A 19,066-nucleotide genomic window follows, 5' to 3' on the forward strand; every position below is an offset into this window, starting at 1 on the left:
GGGCGATAGTCTCGCGAGACTAGGCGTTGCCTTGCGCTTCCAGATGCCGCAGCAGCTTGCCCACCATCCATACGACGGTCATCCCGACCAGCACGAAGAACGCGGCGAGCGGCGTCAACACCTGCACCGAGACGAAGCCCGCCAGTCCCATCATCCCCGACGACACCAGGAGGAGCGCGCAACCCAGAATCGCGCTCGTCAACCCCGCGATGTGCGGGAACAGCGAATTGCCTTTCGCCATGAGCGTCGGATACATCGCGCCGGCGCAAAAGCCCATGACGAGCACGGGCAGAGCGAGCGTCCATACGCGAAGGCCGACGGTCAACGCGAGCAGCAGCATGACGGCCGACGCAGCCGCCATCGTCCATGAGCCGATGCGCAGCCGCGCTTCCGCGCTCGGCAGACGCGGACCATGCACGCGGTTCGACAGACCGCCGAAGAAGTACATCATGCCGATGCCGAGCGCGAGATAACCGAAGTACGTCGGCGGCTTGTGCAGCGTGTTCTGCACCATGAACGGTCCGACGATATTGAACACGAGCAAAATGCTGTAGCACAGGCCCTGCGCGAGAAAGCAGCTCTGAAACACCGGACTCGCGAGCACCTTGCCCGCGTTCGCCATCAGCGTGCGCGGCTCGAGCCGCACCGGCCGCCGCAAGGTTTCGCGATAACGCCACACGAGCGCCCACATCACGATCGAATAGATGAGCAGGAAGACGAGGCACGCCTTCCAGCCGAAAGCGGTTTGCAGATGCGCGCCGATTACGGGCGCGACAATCGGCGCGAGCCCCCACGCGATCGACATATACGTGAACGCGTGCATCAACGCATGGCCCGAGAACGAATCGGTGATGATGGCCTTGGCGAGCAGGTTCGTCGCCGCAATGCCGAAGCCTTGCAGGCAGCGCGCGATGAGAAACGTTTCGAGGTTCGTCGCGGCGAGCGACAGCAGGCAGCCGAGCGTGAAGACCACGAGCCCGAACGCGAGCACGCGCTTGCGGCCGTATGCGTCCGCCACCGGTCCGAGCGTCAGTTGGCCGAGCGCGTAGGCCGCCATGTAGCCCGAGACGCTCGACTGGATCGCCTGCGGCGAGGTCGCGAAATAGCGCGCCATTGCGGGCAGCGCCGGCACGTAAATGTCGATGGCAAGCTGCCCGGCCGATGCGAACAGACACACGAGGAACAGCAGAAAGCGCGGCGAATTAGCCGGGCGCGCGGCGACGAATGTGCCGTCCGGTTGAGCAGGGTTCATGAAAGCGACGAAAGCGACGATAGGGCGGATGCCATGACGAGGCATCCGCCGGTTCAGGTGGAGTGAAGCGAGAAGCGGCGTCAGCGGGTATTCTGCCTGTCATCGCGCGATGCCGCCGAAGACGCCACGTCCGCTATGCGCCGCTGCGGTTAGCGGCGACGCGTTGCGCCTCCGCATCGCGAGTCGATCCTTTCGCCGGACGCCCCGCCCAGTGGCCCGCGAGCATGGAGCCCGACAGGTTGTGCCACACGGAGAAGAGCGCGCCGGGCAACGCGGCAATCGGCGTGAAGTAGAGCTTGCCGAGCGTCGCGGCGAGACCCGAGTTCTGCATGCCCACTTCGATCGCCAGCGTGCGGCAAACGGCTTCGTCGAAACCGAGCAGACGCCCGCCCCAGTAGCCGCCGAGCAATCCGATGCCGTTGTGCAGCACCACGCCGAGCGCCACGACGACGCCGACCGACGCAATGCTCTTCTGCGTTCCGCCGACGACCGCCGCGATGATCAGCAGAATCGACACCATCGACACGAGCGGCAGCACCGGCTCGATCTTGCGCACCAGCTTGCCGAAGAGATGATTCACGATCAGCCCGACGATGATCGGCAGCGCGACGATCTGCAAAATGCTCATGAGCATGCCGTGGACATCGACGGCGATGGACGCATCGACATAAAGGCGCGTGAGCAGCGGCGTCGCGAACACGCCGACGAGCGTGGAGAGCGCGCTGATCGTCACCGAAAGCGCGACGTCGCCGCGCGCCAGATAGATCATCACGTTCGACGCCGTGCCGCTCGCGACGCTGCCGACGAGCACCATGCCCGCGGTGAGATCGGGCGGCATGCGCAGCGCCTTGGCGATGACCCAGGCGGCGAGCGGCATCACGAGATAGTGCAGCACGATGCCGGCCACGACCGGCGCGGGACGCGTGAAGACGCGCCGGAAATCGTCGATGGAAAGCGTCACGCCCATCGACAGCATGATGATGGTGAGCAGCGTCGTCACATGCGGCGCGATGCCTACGACCGATGACGGCGAGAAGTACGCGGCAACCGAAGCAAGTACGGCCCAAAGCGGAAAAAGACGGGTAATGCGGGCAAGCATGTGGTGCGGTCCTCGAATGTCGTGACGTGTGTGTTCTGGGCGAACGTCGAGCGCAGTAGCCGGCGCGTGATGCCCGAAGGCGTCACGGCGATACGGTCTGCTGGCGTCGGATAGCAAAGCGCGCGGCATGGGTCGCGGACCGCGCGTGGGACAAATGCTTGCCTTCGTGGGGCGGATGCCCGTTGACGATGCCGCGCCGCGCGGGTCACGCGCGACGCGGTCAGTTGGCGGGCAAGGCTCGTATTTTACCGGCGCCCGCCCGAAGTTCGCGCACCGCCCTGACAGGCGATGCCGATTCAGCGCGTCGACTCGATGGCTGCGGCGCTCAGATCGGTCGGAAAGCAATGGGGATGCTCGAATCCCATAGGCGAGGCGCCCGTTGAATAGATGATGTTGTCGGTGTTGTTTGGGCCCTGCCCGCGCGGCACGTTGCCGATTCCCGCGAGCTTGCGCATGCGGTATGCAATCGCATGATCCGCGCAGGCGCTGTCGCCGCTCACGCCAAGACCGCCGATTACCTTTCCGCCCGCATAGAGCGCCACGCCGCCGCCGAAGGTGATCACGCCGCCGAGCGTGCGCCCGATGCCGCTGCCCTGTTCAAGAAAGCGCGCATCGAATGGATTCGAGTTGTTCAGACCGTAGAGCGAGCCGCCCGGCTGCGTGGCCGCGTAAAGATTCGCCGTGGAGAGCGCGAGCGCATCGTTGGAGAAGCCGTTCGCCGTGTAGGCCTTCGCGATCGCGATGGCGCGGCTGCCGGGCCACGCGTCGCCCGTCTTGATGACCGAACACAGGTGTCCTTCGCGATCCACGACCGCGGCCCACATGCGGTTCGGTTTGAAGATGCCGCCGTTGCCGTCGCTCAGATTGACGACTTTGGCCAGTTGATTCTCGACCAGCGAGACGGTTCCTTGGGGAAGCGTGCAGCGTCCCTGCGGATAGTCGTCGTTGCCGTGCGCGTGAGCGAGCGGCGACACGAGTGCAACGGACATTGCGGCGGCCAACGAGTAAGACGCGATCATGCGCATGGCGATTCTCCCGACGTATTCACGATTTACCTACACGAGTGAAGCACTAAACCGATCGCTGCCTAACAAGATAGGATGCCTTAGTGAATAGAACGAACGTTGTTTCTTCGTCGTAAACCCTGAACGAAGAAGGGCGCGCTGCCGGCGCACGGCTCGCCGAAAGCGCGCTGTAATCGGAAGAAAGTCAGCCCGACACCGACGCTTCCACCACGGCGAGATAGGCCGCCAGCGCCCGCTTGACCTCGCGCAGATAACGCTTTGCGAGTTGCACGTCGCCCATCGCGGGACGCAGCTTGATGGCGAGCGCGCCGCTCGCGAGCGCGCGCAACATGTCGACGTACAGCGCGCGCTCGGCGGGCTTCACGCTCGCCATGCGCACGTCGATCACCTTGCGCAGCGTGCCGGACTCGCGCTTGGTCTTGTCGTCGTGCGGCATGACGGACATGAGGATGAGGCAGTCCGGGTGCTGCTCCAGATACGTGATGTAGGGCGTCATGATGCGGTCGATCACCGCCTCCGACGACAACGTGCGCCACGTCTCGGTATCGATCTTATCGAGCGCGTCGTCGATCTCGCCCATCGCTGCCTTGTGACGGTCCCAGAGCGCGCTCAACAGACTCTCGCGGTCCGGAAAGAAGTGATACATCGAGCCGATCGGCGTCTGCGCGCTGCGTGCCACGCCATGCATGGTCACGCCGGCGAGACCTTTTTCCACGATCAGATCGGCCGTCGCGTCGAGCACCGATTCGATGCGCGCGCGCCCGCGCGCCTGCAATGGCGAACGCGCGCTGCTGGCGCGTTCAGGCGCATGCGGGTCGTGATCCTGTGGCTTCGTCATCGGGTCTCCAATTGTCGAACGAAACTAGACGCATGCGTCTACAATCATGCATACTAGACGATGCCGTCTAGTTTGGCGAGCGTGCCGCACGAATGTCACGGCCGCGCCATCGGATGCAGTTTCATTACGGCCGCCTTGCAGCGCGGTCTTATCGAAGTTGGAGAAATCATGGCAGTTACAGCGCCTGCACAGGGCGGCGAATCGAACGAGTCGACCCAACGCAAATCGTCGCGGCGACGCGTGCTGTTGCTCATCGTCGGCATCATCGCCATTGTCGCGGGCCTGATCTGGGGGCTGCGCTGGTGGACGGTCGGCCGCTTTATCGAGAGCACGGACGACGCGTATCTTCAGGCAGACAGCGTGACCATCGCGCCGAAGGTAGCCGGTTACGTGACCGACGTGCTCGTCGCCGACAATCAGGCGGTCGCGGCGGGCGCACCGCTCGCGCGGCTCGATACGCGCCAGTATCAGGCGTCGCTCGATCAGGCCAAGGCCACGCTCGATGCGCGCGCCGCCGACATCCAGCGCGCCGAGGCCGAACTCAAGCAGCAGCACGCCAATGCCGACCAGGCGAAGGCGCAAGCCGAGGTATCGCGCGTGAGCCTCGCGCATGCCGAAGACGACGTGCGCCGTTATCGGCCGCTCGTCGCCACCGGGGCGGAAACCGAGGAGCGGCTCGCGAGTCTGGTGAGCACGCGCGATCAGGCCCGCGCCACGCTCGCCGCGAATCTTGCTGCGGCGCGCGCGGCGGCCACGCAAATCGGCGCGACCGAAGCGCAGATCGTGCAGGCCCGCGCGCAGATGGAAGCCGCAGAGGCGCAGATGAACCAGTCGAAGCTCGATCTCAACGACACCACGCTGTATAGCCCGCTCGCCGGGCGCGTCGGCGACCGCACCGTGCGCGTCGGCCAATACGTGCAGCCGGGCACGCGTCTGATGACTGTCGTGCCGGTGCAGAGCGTGTATCTCGAAGCGAACTTCAAGGAAACGCAGGTGGGCCGCATGCGCGTCGGCCAGCCGGCGACGCTGCATGTCGATGCGCTGAAGGGCACCGAGCTGCACGGCGTCGTCGAGAGCTTCTCGCCCGGCACCGGCGCGCAGTTCGCGCTGTTGCCGCCGGAGAATGCCACGGGCAACTTCACGAAGATCGTGCAGCGCGTGCCGGTGCGCATTCGCATCGACACGGGACCGCAAACGCGCCAGGTCCTGCTGCCGGGGCTGTCCGTGACCGTCGACGTCGACACGAAGTCGGCCACCGATGACAGCAAGCGCATCGCAGCCGAGAATCGCCATGACTGAGGCCAGCGCGAACGCGCCGGCACGCGCCACCGCCACGGACTGGATCGCCGTGACCGCCGGCGCGCTCGGCGCGCTGATGGCCACGCTCGACATCTCCATCACGAACTCCGCGCTGCCGCAGATTCAAGGCGAAATCGGCGCGACCGGCACAGAAGGCACGTGGATCTCCACCGGCTATCTGATGTCGGAAATCGTGATGATCCCGCTCGCCGCGTGGCTCACGCGCGTCTTCGGGCTACGCAATTTCCTGCTCGGCAACGCGGTGCTGTTCACGCTCTTCTCGGCCATGTGCGGGCTTTCGCATTCGCTGCCGATGATGGTGGCCGGCCGCATCGGTCAGGGCTTCACCGGCGGCGCGATGATTCCCACCGCGCAGACCATCATCCGCACGCGGCTGCCGCGCGAGCAGATGCCGGTGGGCATGACCATCTTCGGCCTGATCGTGCTGCTCGGGCCGCTCATGGGGCCGGTGGTCGGCGGCTGGCTCGCGGAGAACATCTCGTGGTCGTGGTGCTTCTTTCTCAACTTGCCGGTGGGCGTCGCGCTGGTTGCGCTCCTGCTTTCCGGCTTGCCCTCCGAGAAGTCCCAGTGGGACGCGTTCTTCAAGGCCGACTGGATCGGCATTGCAGGTCTCGCTATCGGCCTCAGTTCGCTCACGGTCGTGCTCGAAGAAGGCCAGCGCAATCAGTGGTTCGAATCGAGCGAAATCGTGTTGCTCTCGTGCGTCGCCGCGTTCGGCATGGTGTTGATCGCCGTGTCGCAGGTCATTGCAAAGCGCCCGATCGTGCGGCTCTCGCTGTTGCGCAATCCGCGCTACGCGAGCGTCATTCTGATCGTCTTCGCTGTCGGCGCCGGGCTCTATTGCGTGTCTTTTCTGCTGCCGCAGTTCCTGAGCATCGTGGCGGGTTACAACGCGCTGCAATCGGGCTCCATCATGCTGATTTCCGGCGTGCCCGCGTTTCTCATCATGCCCGTGTTGCCGCGCCTGCTCGGCAAGATGGACTCGCGCGTGCTCGTGATCGCCGGTCTCCTCTGCTTCGCCGGAAGCTGCCTGCTGGACATTTCGCTGACCGCGCAGAGCGTGGGCCACGACTTCTTCTGGTCGCAGATTCTGCGCGGCATCGGCCAGATGCTCGCGATGATGCCGCTGAATCAGGCGTCGATGGCCGCGGTGTCGCGCGAAGAATCGGGCGATGCGGCCGGACTCTACAACATGGCGCGCAATCTCGGCGGCTCGGTCGGGCTCGCGATTCTCGGCACGGTGATCGACCGGCGCAACGACTTCCATAGCGCGGCCATCCGCGAATCGATAACGGCGAATTCGGTCATCGGCCAGGAGCGCATGGCCGCCAGCGCGGCGAGCTTCTTCGCGCAGACCGGCGACATGGCCCACGCGAAGTTGCAGGCGCTCGGGCAACTCTCGATGCAGATCGGCCAGCAAGCCGTCGTCATGACGTACTCCGAAACGTTTTATGTGCTCGCCATCGCGCTGCTCGCCTGTCTGCCGCTCGCGATGTTGCTGAAAACGCCGTCGTTCAAACCCGGCGAAGCGCCGTCCGCCGGACACTGAAGCAATGAATCCTCACACGATGTCCCGTTCTCCTTCTGGTTTCACGCGCCTGCTGCCGCTCGCGGCGCTCGCGCTCGCGGCATGCACCGTCGGACCCGACTATCGCGGCGCGCCCGAGGTCGCCGCGCAATCGGTGCAAAGCGGCGCGTTCGTTCGCGCGCCGTCGCAGGGCGTGCTCGCCACGCACGCGCCGGCCGCATGGTGGCGCTCGCTCAACGACCCGCAACTCGACGCGTTGATCGACGCCGCGCTCGCCGGCAACCTCGACGTGAAGATCGCGCAGGCGCGTTTGCGCCAGGCGCGCTCGCAATTGCGCGGGGAACGCGCGAACGCATTGCCGAAGGCATCGGCGTCCGCGGCGGCGTTGCGCATGCGCTCGCCTGACACCGCGATCCTCGGCGGATCGGAAGGCTCGGGCGGCCGTGGCCCGCTCGACTTCTACACCGTCGGCTTCGATGCATCGTGGGAGATCGACCTCTTCGGCGGCACGCGCCGCGCGATCGAAGCGGCATTCGGCGAAGCGGAAGCCGTGCAGGCCGATCTCGCCGATACGCAAGTGTCGCTGGCCGCCGAGGTCGCGTCCGCTTATATCGACTTGCGCGACGAGCAGGAGCGGCTCGCGCTCGCGCAGCGCACCGCCGCTGACCAGCAGCAGATGCTCACGTTGACCGAGCAGCGGCGCGAACGCGGCACGGCGGCTCAAGTGGATGTCGAGCGCCTGAACACGCAGGTCAATACGACGCGCGCGACGCTCGTGCCGCTGCAAGTGCAGATCACCGATTCGCTGGATCAACTCGCGGTGCTGACGGGCCGCGCGCCCGGCGCGCTCGATGCCGAACTCGCGCAGCCCGCGCCGCTGCCGGCGCTGCCCGCGTCGGTTCCAATCGGCGATCCCGCGACGATGTTGCAGCAGCGCCCGGACATTCGCGCGGCGGAGCGGCGTCTCGCATCGAGCAACGCGCAGATCGGCGAGCATATCGCGGATTATTTTCCGAAGGTCTCGCTGCTCGGCGATATCGGATTCTCGGCGGCAGAACCGGGGCATCTCATTCGCAAGGAGAACTTCTCGTGGCTGGGCGTGCCGTATCTGCAATGGAACGTGCTCGACTTCGGCCGCACGGCGGCGAGCGTCGATGCAGCGAAGGCATCGCGTGATGAAGCCGAGGCCCGTTACGGCAAAACCGTGCTCGCGGCGCTGAAGGACGCGAATTCGGCGCTTTCACGCTATGGCAATCAGCGCGAGCATGTCGTGCGGCTTCAGGAAGTGCAGGCGTCGTCCGAGCGGTCGGCTACGCTCGTGCGTCAGCGGTACACGGCGGGCGTTTCCACGCTCATCGACTTGCTCGACGCACAGCGCACCGAGTTCGCCGCGCAACAGGACGTGGTCGCGGCGCGCGCCGAGTTGCTGAAAGACTTCGTGTCGCTGCAAAAGAGTCTCGGCCTCGGCTGGCAGCAAGCGTCGGATTCGGCTTCATGACCAACGCATTCGATTGCTCTGCGGAATGCATCTTGCGGCAGCGGTTCGGTCTTGAACCCTGTGCTTCCGGCATCACGCGGAGAATCGAATGTATCGAGCGAAACACCCTGCCACACGCCTCAACACGCTTACACGCGCATTGCTGATCGCGGCGAGCGCCGCCGCTTTTACGACAGCCACGCAAGCGCAGACCGCGCCGCAAACGGAAAGGCCAGCCGTGGCGGCGAGCGCGCCCGCCTCGTCGCCCCTTCCGCCATCGGAACTGTACGGCGAGTTGTATCGCGAGGTGCAACTCGCGCACGTCTATCCCGATAGCAAGACCTTCGCCGACATGACGCCGAACGTGTCGCCGCAGCAGGTCATGATCGACTATGCGAACCGGACGCAGCCGTTCGATCTCGCGCGCTTTGTCGGCTCGCACTTCACGCTGCCGCAGCGGGAAACCAAGGGCTACGCGTCCGACCCGAACGAGAGCGTGACGCAGCATATCGACACGCTCTGGACCGTTCTGCGCCGCAATCCGGACGCGAACGCGAGCCCGTGGTCATCGCTGTTGCCGCTGCCGTACGCGTATGTCGTGCCGGGCGACCGCTTCGACGAAATCTACTACTGGGATTCGTACTTCATCATGCTCGGGCTGCGGCAAAGCGGGCAGCGCGAGTTGATGAAAAATGAACTCGATAACTTCGCGACGCTCATCGACCGATACGGGCATATTCCGAACGGCAACCGCAGCTACTATCTGAGCCGCTCGCAGCCGCCCTTCTTCGCGCAGATGGTTCAGCTCGCGGCGGAAACCGACGGCGACAGCGCGTATCTGCGCTATCTGCCGGAACTCGCGCGCGAATATGCGTACTGGATGGACGGCGAGAACAAGGTCGCGCCGGGCGAGGCGTATCGGCATGTCGTGCGCCTGTCTGACGGCACGCTCCTGAACCGCTATTGGGACGACCGTGCCACGCCGCGCGACGAGTCGTATCGTGAAGACGTGGAAACGGCGAAACAGATGACGCAACGCAATGCCGAAGACCTGTGGCGCAATCTGCGCGCGGGCGGCGAAACCGGCTGGGACTTCAGTTCGCGCTGGTTCTCGGACGGCAAGTCGCTCGCGACGATCGAAGTCACGTCGCTCGCGCCGGTCGATCTGAACGCGCTGCTCTACGATCTCGAACGCACGCTGGCGCGCGCGTATCGCGTGAAGGGCGATGCCGCGCAGGCCGAAGACTTCGAGCAACGCGCGAACGCGCGGGCGCAGGCGATCCGCAGCCATCTCTGGGACCCGCAACTGCACGCGTTCGGCGATTACGATTTCGTCGCGCACGCGCTCACGCATCGCCTGAGCGCCGCGACGGTGTATCCGCTGTACGCGGGCATCGCGACCAAAGCGCAGGCGGGCGCGGTGGCATCGACGATTCGCGCGAAGTTGCTGCGCGTGGGCGGCCTCGCCACAACGACCGTGCGGTCCGGCCAGCAATGGGACGAGCCGAACGGCTGGGCGCCGCTGCAATATCTCGCGATCATGGGCTTGCGCCGCTATGGCGAGTCCGCGCTCGCGCGCCAAATCGCGGAGCGCTGGATTCAGACGAACGTCGCGTATTACCAGCACACCGGCAAGCTCGTCGAGAAATACGATGTGGACGCGAAAGCAGGATCGACCGCGGCGGGCGGCGGCGAGTATCCGTTGCAGGACGGCTTCGGCTGGACCAACGGCGTGCTGCGCACGTTGATGGTCATGTATCCGTCGGCGGCGGGCGCGACCACGCGTCCGGTCGATGTCCCTTCGGGCGCGGCGGGCGTCGCGGACGCGGCGGCATCGGCGGCGAAGGCGTCGAAGAATACGCATCGGCTGGCGCCGACGCCGAGCGGGGAATAAGCGCACGGGACCTTAGGAAGTCGGGACCGTGCGCGGCGCTATACTCACGCGCTTTTGCGCCGCGCACGGCCCGAAGGACAACCGATGAACGTACTTCCCCCTTGCCCGCACTGCCATTCCGAATTCACGTATGAGGACGGCGGCGCGTACGTCTGCCCGGAGTGCGCGCACGAATGGACCGCGAACGCGGACAGCACCGCGCAAGCACCCGCGAAGGTCTATCGCGATTCGGCGGGCAACGTGCTCAACGACGGCGACACCGTCACGGTCATCAAGGACCTGAAGCTGAAGGGCTCGGGCGGCGTCATCAAGATGGGCACGAAGGTCAAGAACATCCGCCTCGTGGATAGCGACCACGATATCGACTGCAAGATCGACGGCTTCGGCGCGATGAGCCTGAAATCGGAGTTCGTGCGCAAAGCCTGAGCGTTCAAAGGCAAACGAGCGGCAAGCACATTGTAAAGATGCGTTACGATGCGTCTTTTCCACGCCCCGCCCCGTCGTTTCGTCTTGACTGCGTCTGAAATCAAAGCCATCGCCCGCGCGATGCTCGCCCGTCTCGCGGCCCGCCTGCGTCCGCACGTCCGGCCGCGCACGCTGCTTCTGCTGCCGGCGCTCTTCGTCTTGTACGTGCTCGTGCTGATTCCGTTCACGCCCGGCATCAGCGATATCCGCAAGGCCAAGGTCGATCAGCCCGCGCAGATTGTTTCCGCCGACGGCAAGCTGCTTGCCGAATTCAAGCCGACGCATCGCGAGTGGGTGAGCGTGAAGCACGTCTCGCCGTACGTCATCGACGCGCTCATTTCCACCGAAGACCGGCGCTTCTACTCGCATCACGGCATCGACTGGCGGCGCACGGCGTCGGCGGGGCTGCACACGTTCTCGGGCGATCGCCAGGGCGGATCGACGCTCACGCAGCAACTCGCGCGCAATCTGTATCCCGATGAAATCGGCCGCTCGCAGACGCTCACGCGCAAGCTCAAGGAAGCGATTACCGCGTTCAAAATCGAAGCCGTTTATTCGAAGGACGAGATCCTCGAAACGTATCTGAACACGGTGCCGTTTCTCTACAACGCGTACGGCATCGAAATGGCCGCGCGCACGTACTTCGGCAAGTCCGCAGGTCAGCTCGACGTGCTCGAAAGCGCGACGCTCATCGGCATGCTCAAGGGCAACAGCTACTACAACCCAGTGATCAATCCCGAGCGCGCGCTCGACCGGCGCAATATCGTGCTCGGGCAGATGGTGCGCTTCGGGCATCTTCCGCCCGCCAGGCTCGACGCCCTCGCGAAACGGCCGCTGCGCATCGACTTCGAGCGGCAGACCGAAGAGCCGGGACGCGCGCCGCATTTCGCGCAGCAGTTGCGCAAGTGGCTGATCGCGTGGGCCGACGACAACGACTTCAATATCTATTCGGACGGGCTCGTCGTGCGCACGACCATCGACTCGCGCCTTCAGGCGATGGCCACGCAGGCGCTCACGTGGCAGGGCAATCAGTTGCAGTCGATCGCCAACGCCGCGTGGAACGGACACGGCGGCTGCGCGAACGCGGACGCCGATCTGGCGCGCGCGTTCGTGCGCGAGACGAGCGAATACCGCGCCGCCCGCGATGCCGGCGCGACCGACGCGGACACCATCGAGCATTTGATGGCGGATCGCGCGTTCATGCGAAACGTCTGCGAGAACAAGACGCGCGTGCAGGCCGCATTCCTCGCGCTCGATCCGCGCAACGGGCAAATCAAGGCGTGGGTCGGCAGCCGCGACTTCGCGCAGGACCCGTTCGATCACGTGCAACAGGCGCGGCGTCAGCCGGGCTCCACGTTCAAGCCCTTCGTCTATGGCGCGGCGTTCGAGCGCGGCGCGCTGCCGACGGATACGTTCATCGATCAGGACGTGACCATTCCGGTGAGGGGCAACGAGACCTGGCATCCCACCGACGAAGCGCCGCCGAGCGGCCGTCCGGTGAGTCTGCGCGACGGCATCGCGTTCTCGAAGAACCGCATCACCGCGCAACTGATGCAGTCGGTCGGCCCGGCGCGCGTCGCACGCCTCGCGCGGGACATGGGCGTGCGCGACAGTCATCTCGACGTGGTGCCGTCGCTTGCGCTCGGCACGAGCCCGGTGACGCTCAAGGAGATGGTCTCGGCGTACGGCACCATCGCCGACAATGGCAATTACATGGAGCCGCTGCTCGTCACGCGCATCGAGAACCGCAAGGGCGACGTGCTCGCGCAGTTCGAAAGCACGCCGGAGCGGGCGCTGTCGATCGACGCGACGCACAAGCTCGTCGACGTGATGCGCGATGTGGTGAATCGCGGCACAGGCACGGCCATTCGCACGCGCTTCGGCATTCGCGGCGATGTCGCGGGCAAGACGGGCACGACGCAGGACAACGCGGACGGCTGGTTCATTCTGATGCATCCGCAACTGGTGGCGGGCGCGTGGGTCGGCTTCAACGACAGCCGCGTGACGCTGCGCAGCGACTACTGGGGACAGGGCGCGCACAGCGCGTTGCCGATGGTCGGCGACTTCGTGCAGCGCGCGTTGCGCTCGCGGCTGATCGACTCGCGCGCGCGCTTCGACACGCAGGCGCCGCCGAGCGCGTGGCAGACTTTCGTCACGCGGCTGCGCGGATGGATCGACGAGACGTTCGCGAAGAAACCCGCGCAGACGGCGGTGCAGAAGCCGGTGCGTGTCAAGCGCGCGCCTGCGCAACCGGTGGCCGAAGTGACGGAAGAGCCGCCGCAGCCGCCGCAGCCGCCGATCCTTCCCGCAGTACCACCGCTTTTGCCCGCATCGCCTGCCGTGACCGCGAGCGACACGCCTGCGGCGGCTTCCGCCACGGAGCCGTAATCTCAGGCTTCCGAGAAGAACCCCGCGACGATATCGTCCTTAAGCCGCGCGAGCCGTGCATCGGTGCGCACGCGCGGACGCGGCACGTCCACATCGACGATGTCGGCGATGCGTCCCGGCCGCGCCTGCATCACCACGACGCGATCCGCGAGGAACACCGCTTCCTCGACATCGTGCGTGACGAGCACCATCGTGATCCGCTCGGCGGCCCAGATGCGTTGCAGTTCGTCCTGCATGCGCGCACGCGTGAGCGCATCGAGCGCGCCGAACGGTTCGTCGAGCAGCAACAGGCGCGGCCGATTGACGAGGCCGCGCGCAATCGCCACGCGCTGCGCCATGCCGCCCGACAGTTGATGCGGATAGTGCCGCTCATAGCCGCGCAGCCCGACGAGCGCGATGTGCTCGGCCACCGCCCTCGCCTTCTCGCTCTTCGACAAGCGCGCGTTGCGCAGCGCCACCGCCACGTTCTGTTCCACATTGAGCCACGGAAACAGCCGGTGATCCTGAAACACGATGCCGCGTGAAAGATCCGTCGACACCACGCGCGCTCCGTCGAAGTCGATCTCGCCTTCGAACGCACTGTCCAGGCCCGCGACGAGCCGCAAGAGCGTCGACTTCCCGCATCCGCTCGCGCCTACGATGCTCACGAACTCGCCGCTCTGCACGTTCAGATCGATGCGTTCGAGCACGGGCGCGCTGTCGTCGCCCGCGAAACGCTTGCTCACGTGCCGCAAGGCGAGGCTGCCGTCCTGCGCTGCTATCGCTTCCATTCGTTGTTCTCCTCAAACATAGCGCGATGCATCGAACCATCGCCGCTGTATCGCGCGGGCGAGCGCATTGAGCGCCCAACCCGTTATTCCGACGAAACCACGCCGAACAGAACGAGATCCATCCGAAACTGCTCGCTGCCGTCCACGAGCGTATTGCCGATGCCGCTGCCCGCGACCAGCAGATACTCCGCGCCGAGCGTGGCGAGCCACGAGTAGATGAGCGCGAGGTAAATACCGGTGAAGACGGACGGCAACGCGGCGGGCAACACCACATGCGCGAGCATTTGCAGCTTGCCATAGCCGAACGTGCGCGCGACCTCGGTCCATTGCGGCGGCACGGCGCGAATGCCGTCGCTCGTATGCACGACGACCGGCACCAGCGCGGCAAGCGAGAGGAAGACGACCTTCGCGACATCGCCGAGTCCGAACCACACGGAGATGAGCGGAATCCACGCGAACAGCGACACCTGCTTGAACGTGTCGAAGCTCGGCGCAATGGCGCGATGCGCGAGCCGCGAGATGCCGAGCAGCGCGCCCAACGCGAGGCCGAGCGTGGTGCCGATCAGAAAGCCCGTCAATTCCCGCGCGAGCGATGCCGACAATGCACGCGCGAGCGCGCCGCTTTTGGCCTGTTCCAGCGCGACATGAAGCACTTGCAAAGGCGAGACCATCACGCCGTGGCCGGGCTGCGCGTGACGCGACACGAGCCACCAGAGCGCGAGCGCCGCGAGCGGTAGCACGACGCCGCGCCAGCGCTGCGGACCGGCGGTACGTGGTTGATCGGGCGTTCCGGCTTCGAGTTCGAGTGTGGACATGTCGGCTCCTTAACCCGCGTTCGCGCGATTCAGCCTGCGTTCCACCGCGCCGAGCGAGCGATCCGCGATGAAACCGATCGCGCCCACGATCAGCACCGACGCCAACACGAGATCGAGCTGGAAAAGCTGGCGGCCGTACACGATCAGATACCCGAGCCCTTCCGACGACGCGACCAGTTCCACGACGACCAGCGTGAGCCACGCCTTCGTGAACGCGAGGCGCACGCCGGTGCCGATCATCGGAATGGCGGCGGGCAGCGTGACGTGAAGAATGGTCTGCCAGCGCGAATAGCGATACACGGACGCGACTTCGCGCAGCGCGGGCGGCGTATTGCGAAAGCCCTGAAGCGTGCTCAGCGTGACCGGCACGAGCGCGGCATGGCCGATCAGCAGATACTTCAACGGCTCGCCGATGCCGACGACGATCATCAGAAACGGCAGCCATCCGAGCACGGGCACCTGCACGATCGCATTGAAGCTCGGCAGCACGTACGCTTCGAGCGAGCGCGACAGACCGAGCGCCGCACCCAGCGCGACGCCGAGCGCGACGCCGCCGATGAAGCCGACCGCCACCCGCGAGAGGCTCGCGGCCAGATGTGTCCATAACTCGCCGCTTCTGGCGAGCGCGCCGAGCGTTTCGAAAACGAGCGCGGGCGCCGGCAAGACTTGCGCGGAAATCCATCCGAAGCGCGCGCCGAGCACCCACAACACCGCGCAGACAACGGGCAGAAGCCAGGGAAGCGCGGTCCATCCGGCCGCGCGCAGCGTCTGCGCGCTGAACACGCGAGAGCGGGCGCGCGCAGCCGTTGGCAACGCTCGGGACAGTGTGTTCGCCATGAGCCTGTTCTCCGTGAAGATTGAGCGCGTCACGCCTGCGGCTTGCCGGACGCATCGAAGCGCGGCCAGTAGCCATCGAGCTTCAGCGACTTGATGGCCTCGTCCAGATACTTCGGCTCGAACCAGCCGTTGACGCTGACGGGCTGGCGGATCAGATTGAGGCGCAGCGCGTCGTCGGCGACAGCCTGATAGCGCGCGACCAGAAACGGATCGATGAGCGGCGACATGCGTTCCTTCATCGGCTGGTTCGCATACTCGGCCTGCCATGATTCGACCGGCACGCCGCTTTTCGCCCACAGCGCGAAGAGCGCGTTGCGGTTCGCTTCGTCCGACGACCATTGCGCCGCCTGCACGACCGCCGTCACCACTTTCTGCACCGTATCCGGATGCGCGTGCTCGAAGTCTTCTAGCACGAGCAGGTGCGCCTGGCGCGTCAACTGCAAGCCGTCATTGCGCGACGCATAGACGATTTTCGCCAGGCCCTGACGCTGCAACTTGAACAGCGAATAGTCGAGGAACACCGCATCCACGCCCTTCGATGCGAGCGCCGCTTGCGCCGCTGCCGTATCGAGGTTGATGACGCGCAAGTCGCGCTCGCTGAGTCCATTCTCCTTGAGCACGTTGTCCGCTACGAGCTGTAAATTCGTACCCCGAAATATTCCGACGCGCTTTCCCTTCAGGTCCTTCACGCCTTTGATGTCGGAATCCGGCGGCACCGCGAGATAAACGCCGGTGCGCACGTTCGACGCGAGTAGCAAATGCGTCTTGAGTCCGTTGGCGCGTCCGAGCACCGAGGGCAAATCGCCCTGATACGCGAAGTCGACCTGCTTGTTCGCAAGCGCCTCGTTCACGGCAGGTCCCGCGCCTTTGAAGAAGAGCCATTGGACATTGATGTGCTCGGGCTTCAACGCATCTTCCACGCGATGCTGCAATTGCGCGGTCGCGGCAGGCGATCCGCCGAACGTCGGGGGATCGCCCATGCCTTGCTGCGCGACGCCGATGCGCACCACGTCGGGCTGCGCCGCATGCGCGGCGCACAACAATGCCGCGCCGAACCACGCGGCGAGACTGCGTGTGATGAGGACAGAGAGTCTGCTCGATTTCATCGCTTGATCGCTAGAGTGAAGGGCGTCGGCAAAGATCAGTGCGTGCGCGTCTCGCGCTTGACGATGCGGCTCGTGCGTCCGTCGATGCCGACAGGCACATCGCCATGCACGGTCGCGCGGCGCACTACGCGATGCGCGTCGCCGTAATCGTTCACCGCATAGTGCTGCGTCGCGCGGTTGTCCCAGATCGCGACGTCGCCCTGCGTCCAGCGCCAGCGCACCGTGTTCTCCAGACGCGTGACGTGATCGTGAAAGATCGCGAGCAGCCGGTCGGAATCCCGCTGCGACAAGCCGATGAACCGCTGCACGAAGTGGCCGAGAACGAGCGTGCGCTCGCCCGTCTCCGGATGCACGCGCACCACCGGATGCTCCGTCTCGTACAGCGTGGAGGTGAACTGCTGGCGGTACTCGCGGTCCGCTTCGGTGTCGGGCGTATTGCGCGCGGCGGCGTAGTCGTAAGCGTTTGTATGCAGCGCCCACAAGCCGTCGGCGAGTTCGCGCAACGCTTGCGGCAAGTGTTCGTATGCGGCGGCCGTGTTGGCCCAGACCGTGTCGCCGCCCGCAGGCGGAATCACCACGCCGCGAAGAATCGAAATCTTCGGATAGGCATCGACGAAAGTGACGTCCGTATGCCATGAATTCGCGCGCGCGCCGTGCTTAGAGTCCAGTTCAAGCAGGCGGCTGCTGCCCGCAAGCGAGGGCACCGTCGGATGCGCGACCGTCTCGCCGAAGCGGGCGGCGAAGGCTTCCTGCGCGGCGTCGTCCAGATGCGACTGGCCGCGAAAGAACAGCACTTTATGTCGAAGCAGCGCCGCGTTGATGACGCCGATGGCGGCATCGTCGAGATCCGCCGAGAGCGTCACGCCACGCACTTCGGCACCGATGCGCCCGCCTATCGGGCGGACCTGAAACGGCTCGTGTGACGTGGCGGGCTGGCGTGCGGCGTCGCTGGAAGATTCGTTGGCGAGCGAGACGGTATCGGACATCGTGGGCTCCGTTGATCCTGGTGTCGGCTGGGAGAAAACATTGAAGCATCTCGCCACCGCCTGACCAACGAAGCGTTTCGACTTAGCTTTACAGCGTCGATGTCATGCGCAAAGCATGTGCGTATTGCTGAAGCTCGCCGATGCTCTCCTCCAGTTCGGCGCTCAATCGCGCCATTAATTCCGCAGCCGGCATCTCGCGCGCGAGCGCCGCCGCCTGCCCCGCCCACTGCGCGCCGTAGCCGAACTCGCCCTTCGCCTTGGCCGCCGCGTGCAGTGCCTTGCCGGCGTCGTAGGTGATCGGATAATCCGGATGCGTCGGCGCGCCCGCGCTGCGGCCCAGCTCCGTGAACTTGTTGACGAGGCCACGCGCGACGCGGCCCGAGATCGCTGCGGTGAACGTCGTGCGAGTCGCGGCGTCGCTCAGAATGGCGCGGCGAAAACCCGCGTCGATCGACGTCTCCGTGCAAGGCACGAAGGCCGTGCCCATTTGCGCCGCCTGCGCGCCGAGCGCGAGCGCCGCCGCGATGCCCGCGCCATCCATGATGCCGCCCGCCGCGATCACGGGCACGTCGAACTTGCGGGCGATCAGGCGCGTGAGCGCGAACGTTCCGATACGATCGTCGTCGGCTTCGGTGTCGAAGACGCCGCGATGCCCGCCCGCTTCGACGCCCTGCGCGATGATCGCATCCATGCCCGCGGCGGCCACCTGTTCCGCTTCGCGCAGATTGGTGGCGGCAGCCATCAGCGTAATGCCGGCCTTGCGCAACGCGTTTATCGCGTCATTAGATGGCAGTCCGAAATGAAAACTCACGATGGCAGGCTTCTCTTCGACGAAGACCTTCAGCATGGCATCGTCGACGACGAAGCTCGTATAGATTTCGGCGAGCTTTTGCGGCGGTTTCGCGTCGTATTGCGCGAAAAGCGGCGCAAGCCAGTCGATCCATGCTTTCTCGACGGCCTCGTTCGCTTGCGCCGGACGATGGCAGAACACGTTGATGTTGAACGGCTTGTCGGTCAGCGCGCGCGTTTCGCGGATCACGTTGCGCGCGCCTTCCGCGTTCATCGCGCCGACGCCGAGCGAGCCGAGCCCGCCCGCATTCGATACGGCCGCCGCGAGCGCGGGCGTGCTGACGCCTGCCATCGGCGCCTGAATGATCGGCTTCGTGATGCCGAGGAGCGGCATCAGGGTGTTGGGTCTGTTCTGCTGAGTCATTCGAATGTCCTCTCACGCGGTCAACCGGCACGCAAAACGCACAACGCCCGCTG

At 65.5% G+C, this 19,066-nt stretch carries 15 protein-coding genes and 1 pseudogene; 6 read left to right on the forward strand and 10 right to left on the reverse strand.

Features of this window, described 5'->3' with window-relative positions; all coding sequences use genetic code 11:
- Window positions 1-19: 19 nt before the first annotated feature.
- The 4 genes from NCR35_RS21510 to NCR35_RS21525 form a co-directional block, all read right to left on the reverse strand.
- The gene (locus NCR35_RS21510) at window positions 20-1,252 is read right to left on the reverse strand and encodes a multidrug effflux MFS transporter (RefSeq protein ID WP_250535927.1); all 1,233 of its coding nucleotides are present in this window, start codon (window positions 1,250-1,252) and stop codon (window positions 20-22) included.
- A 133-nt stretch (window positions 1,253-1,385) separates the two neighbouring features.
- The gene (gene panS, locus NCR35_RS21515) at window positions 1,386-2,351 is read right to left on the reverse strand and encodes a ketopantoate/pantoate/pantothenate transporter PanS (protein ID WP_250535928.1); all 966 of its coding nucleotides are present in this window, start codon (window positions 2,349-2,351) and stop codon (window positions 1,386-1,388) included.
- Window positions 2,352-2,647: 296 nt separating this feature from the next.
- The gene (locus NCR35_RS21520) at window positions 2,648-3,340 is read right to left on the reverse strand and encodes a GlcG/HbpS family heme-binding protein (protein WP_250535929.1); all 693 of its coding nucleotides are present in this window, start codon (window positions 3,338-3,340) and stop codon (window positions 2,648-2,650) included.
- Window positions 3,341-3,560: 220 nt separating this feature from the next.
- Entirely contained in the window at window positions 3,561-4,214 is a 654-nt protein-coding gene (locus NCR35_RS21525; RefSeq protein ID WP_250535930.1) for a TetR/AcrR family transcriptional regulator, read from the reverse strand.
- Window positions 4,215-4,382: 168 nt separating this feature from the next.
- Between NCR35_RS21525 and NCR35_RS21530 the strand changes: the two genes are divergently transcribed.
- The 6 genes from NCR35_RS21530 (at window position 4,383) to NCR35_RS21555 (ending at window position 13,286) form a co-directional block, all read left to right on the forward strand.
- Window positions 4,383-5,513 (forward strand): HlyD family secretion protein, encoded by a 1,131-nt coding sequence (locus tag NCR35_RS21530; protein WP_250535931.1) that lies wholly within the window; start codon window positions 4,383-4,385, stop codon window positions 5,511-5,513.
- Window positions 5,506-7,083, forward strand: a complete 1,578-nt coding sequence (locus tag NCR35_RS21535; protein WP_250535932.1) for an MDR family MFS transporter — start codon at window positions 5,506-5,508, stop codon at window positions 7,081-7,083. The genes NCR35_RS21530 and NCR35_RS21535 overlap by 8 nt, the downstream gene beginning before the upstream one ends.
- A gap of 4 nt (window positions 7,084-7,087) precedes the next feature.
- A complete protein-coding gene (locus tag NCR35_RS21540; RefSeq protein ID WP_250535933.1) occupies window positions 7,088-8,560 on the forward strand; it encodes an efflux transporter outer membrane subunit in 1,473 nt (490 codons plus the stop codon).
- A gap of 88 nt (window positions 8,561-8,648) precedes the next feature.
- Complete coding sequence (gene treF, locus NCR35_RS21545; protein WP_250535934.1) at window positions 8,649-10,433, forward strand: alpha,alpha-trehalase TreF; 1,785 nt, start codon at window positions 8,649-8,651, stop codon at window positions 10,431-10,433.
- A gap of 84 nt (window positions 10,434-10,517) precedes the next feature.
- Window positions 10,518-10,859, forward strand: coding sequence for a zinc ribbon domain-containing protein YjdM (locus NCR35_RS21550; protein WP_250535935.1), 342 nt, complete (start codon window positions 10,518-10,520; stop codon window positions 10,857-10,859).
- Window positions 10,860-10,907: 48 nt separating this feature from the next.
- Entirely contained in the window at window positions 10,908-13,286 is a 2,379-nt protein-coding gene (locus NCR35_RS21555) for a penicillin-binding protein 1A (protein ID WP_502801710.1), read from the forward strand.
- A gap of 2 nt (window positions 13,287-13,288) precedes the next feature.
- Here the strand turns inward: NCR35_RS21555 and NCR35_RS21560 are convergent, their stop codons facing one another.
- The 6 genes and pseudogenes from NCR35_RS21560 to NCR35_RS21585 form a co-directional block, all read right to left on the reverse strand.
- Window positions 13,289-14,056 (reverse strand): ABC transporter ATP-binding protein, encoded by a 768-nt coding sequence (locus NCR35_RS21560; protein ID WP_250535936.1) that lies wholly within the window; start codon window positions 14,054-14,056, stop codon window positions 13,289-13,291.
- Between the two features lie 12 nt (window positions 14,057-14,068).
- Window positions 14,069-14,871: pseudogene (locus NCR35_RS21565) on the reverse strand (ABC transporter permease).
- Between the two features lie 9 nt (window positions 14,872-14,880).
- Complete coding sequence (locus tag NCR35_RS21570; protein WP_250535937.1) at window positions 14,881-15,708, reverse strand: ABC transporter permease; 828 nt, start codon at window positions 15,706-15,708, stop codon at window positions 14,881-14,883.
- 29 nt (window positions 15,709-15,737) lie between these two features.
- Window positions 15,738-16,814: an ABC transporter substrate-binding protein gene (locus NCR35_RS21575; protein WP_250535938.1), complete on the reverse strand. Its 1,077-nt coding sequence runs from the start codon at window positions 16,812-16,814 to the stop codon at window positions 15,738-15,740.
- A gap of 35 nt (window positions 16,815-16,849) precedes the next feature.
- A complete protein-coding gene (locus NCR35_RS21580; RefSeq protein ID WP_250535939.1) occupies window positions 16,850-17,800 on the reverse strand; it encodes a TauD/TfdA dioxygenase family protein in 951 nt (316 codons plus the stop codon).
- Between the two features lie 88 nt (window positions 17,801-17,888).
- Window positions 17,889-19,013, reverse strand: a complete 1,125-nt coding sequence (locus tag NCR35_RS21585) for an NAD(P)H-dependent flavin oxidoreductase (protein WP_250535940.1) — start codon at window positions 19,011-19,013, stop codon at window positions 17,889-17,891.
- Window positions 19,014-19,066 lie beyond the last annotated feature (53 nt).

Origin of the sequence: Caballeronia sp. AZ10_KS36 (assembly GCF_023631105.1) — a bacterium.
GTDB lineage: Bacteria > Pseudomonadota > Gammaproteobacteria > Burkholderiales > Burkholderiaceae > Caballeronia.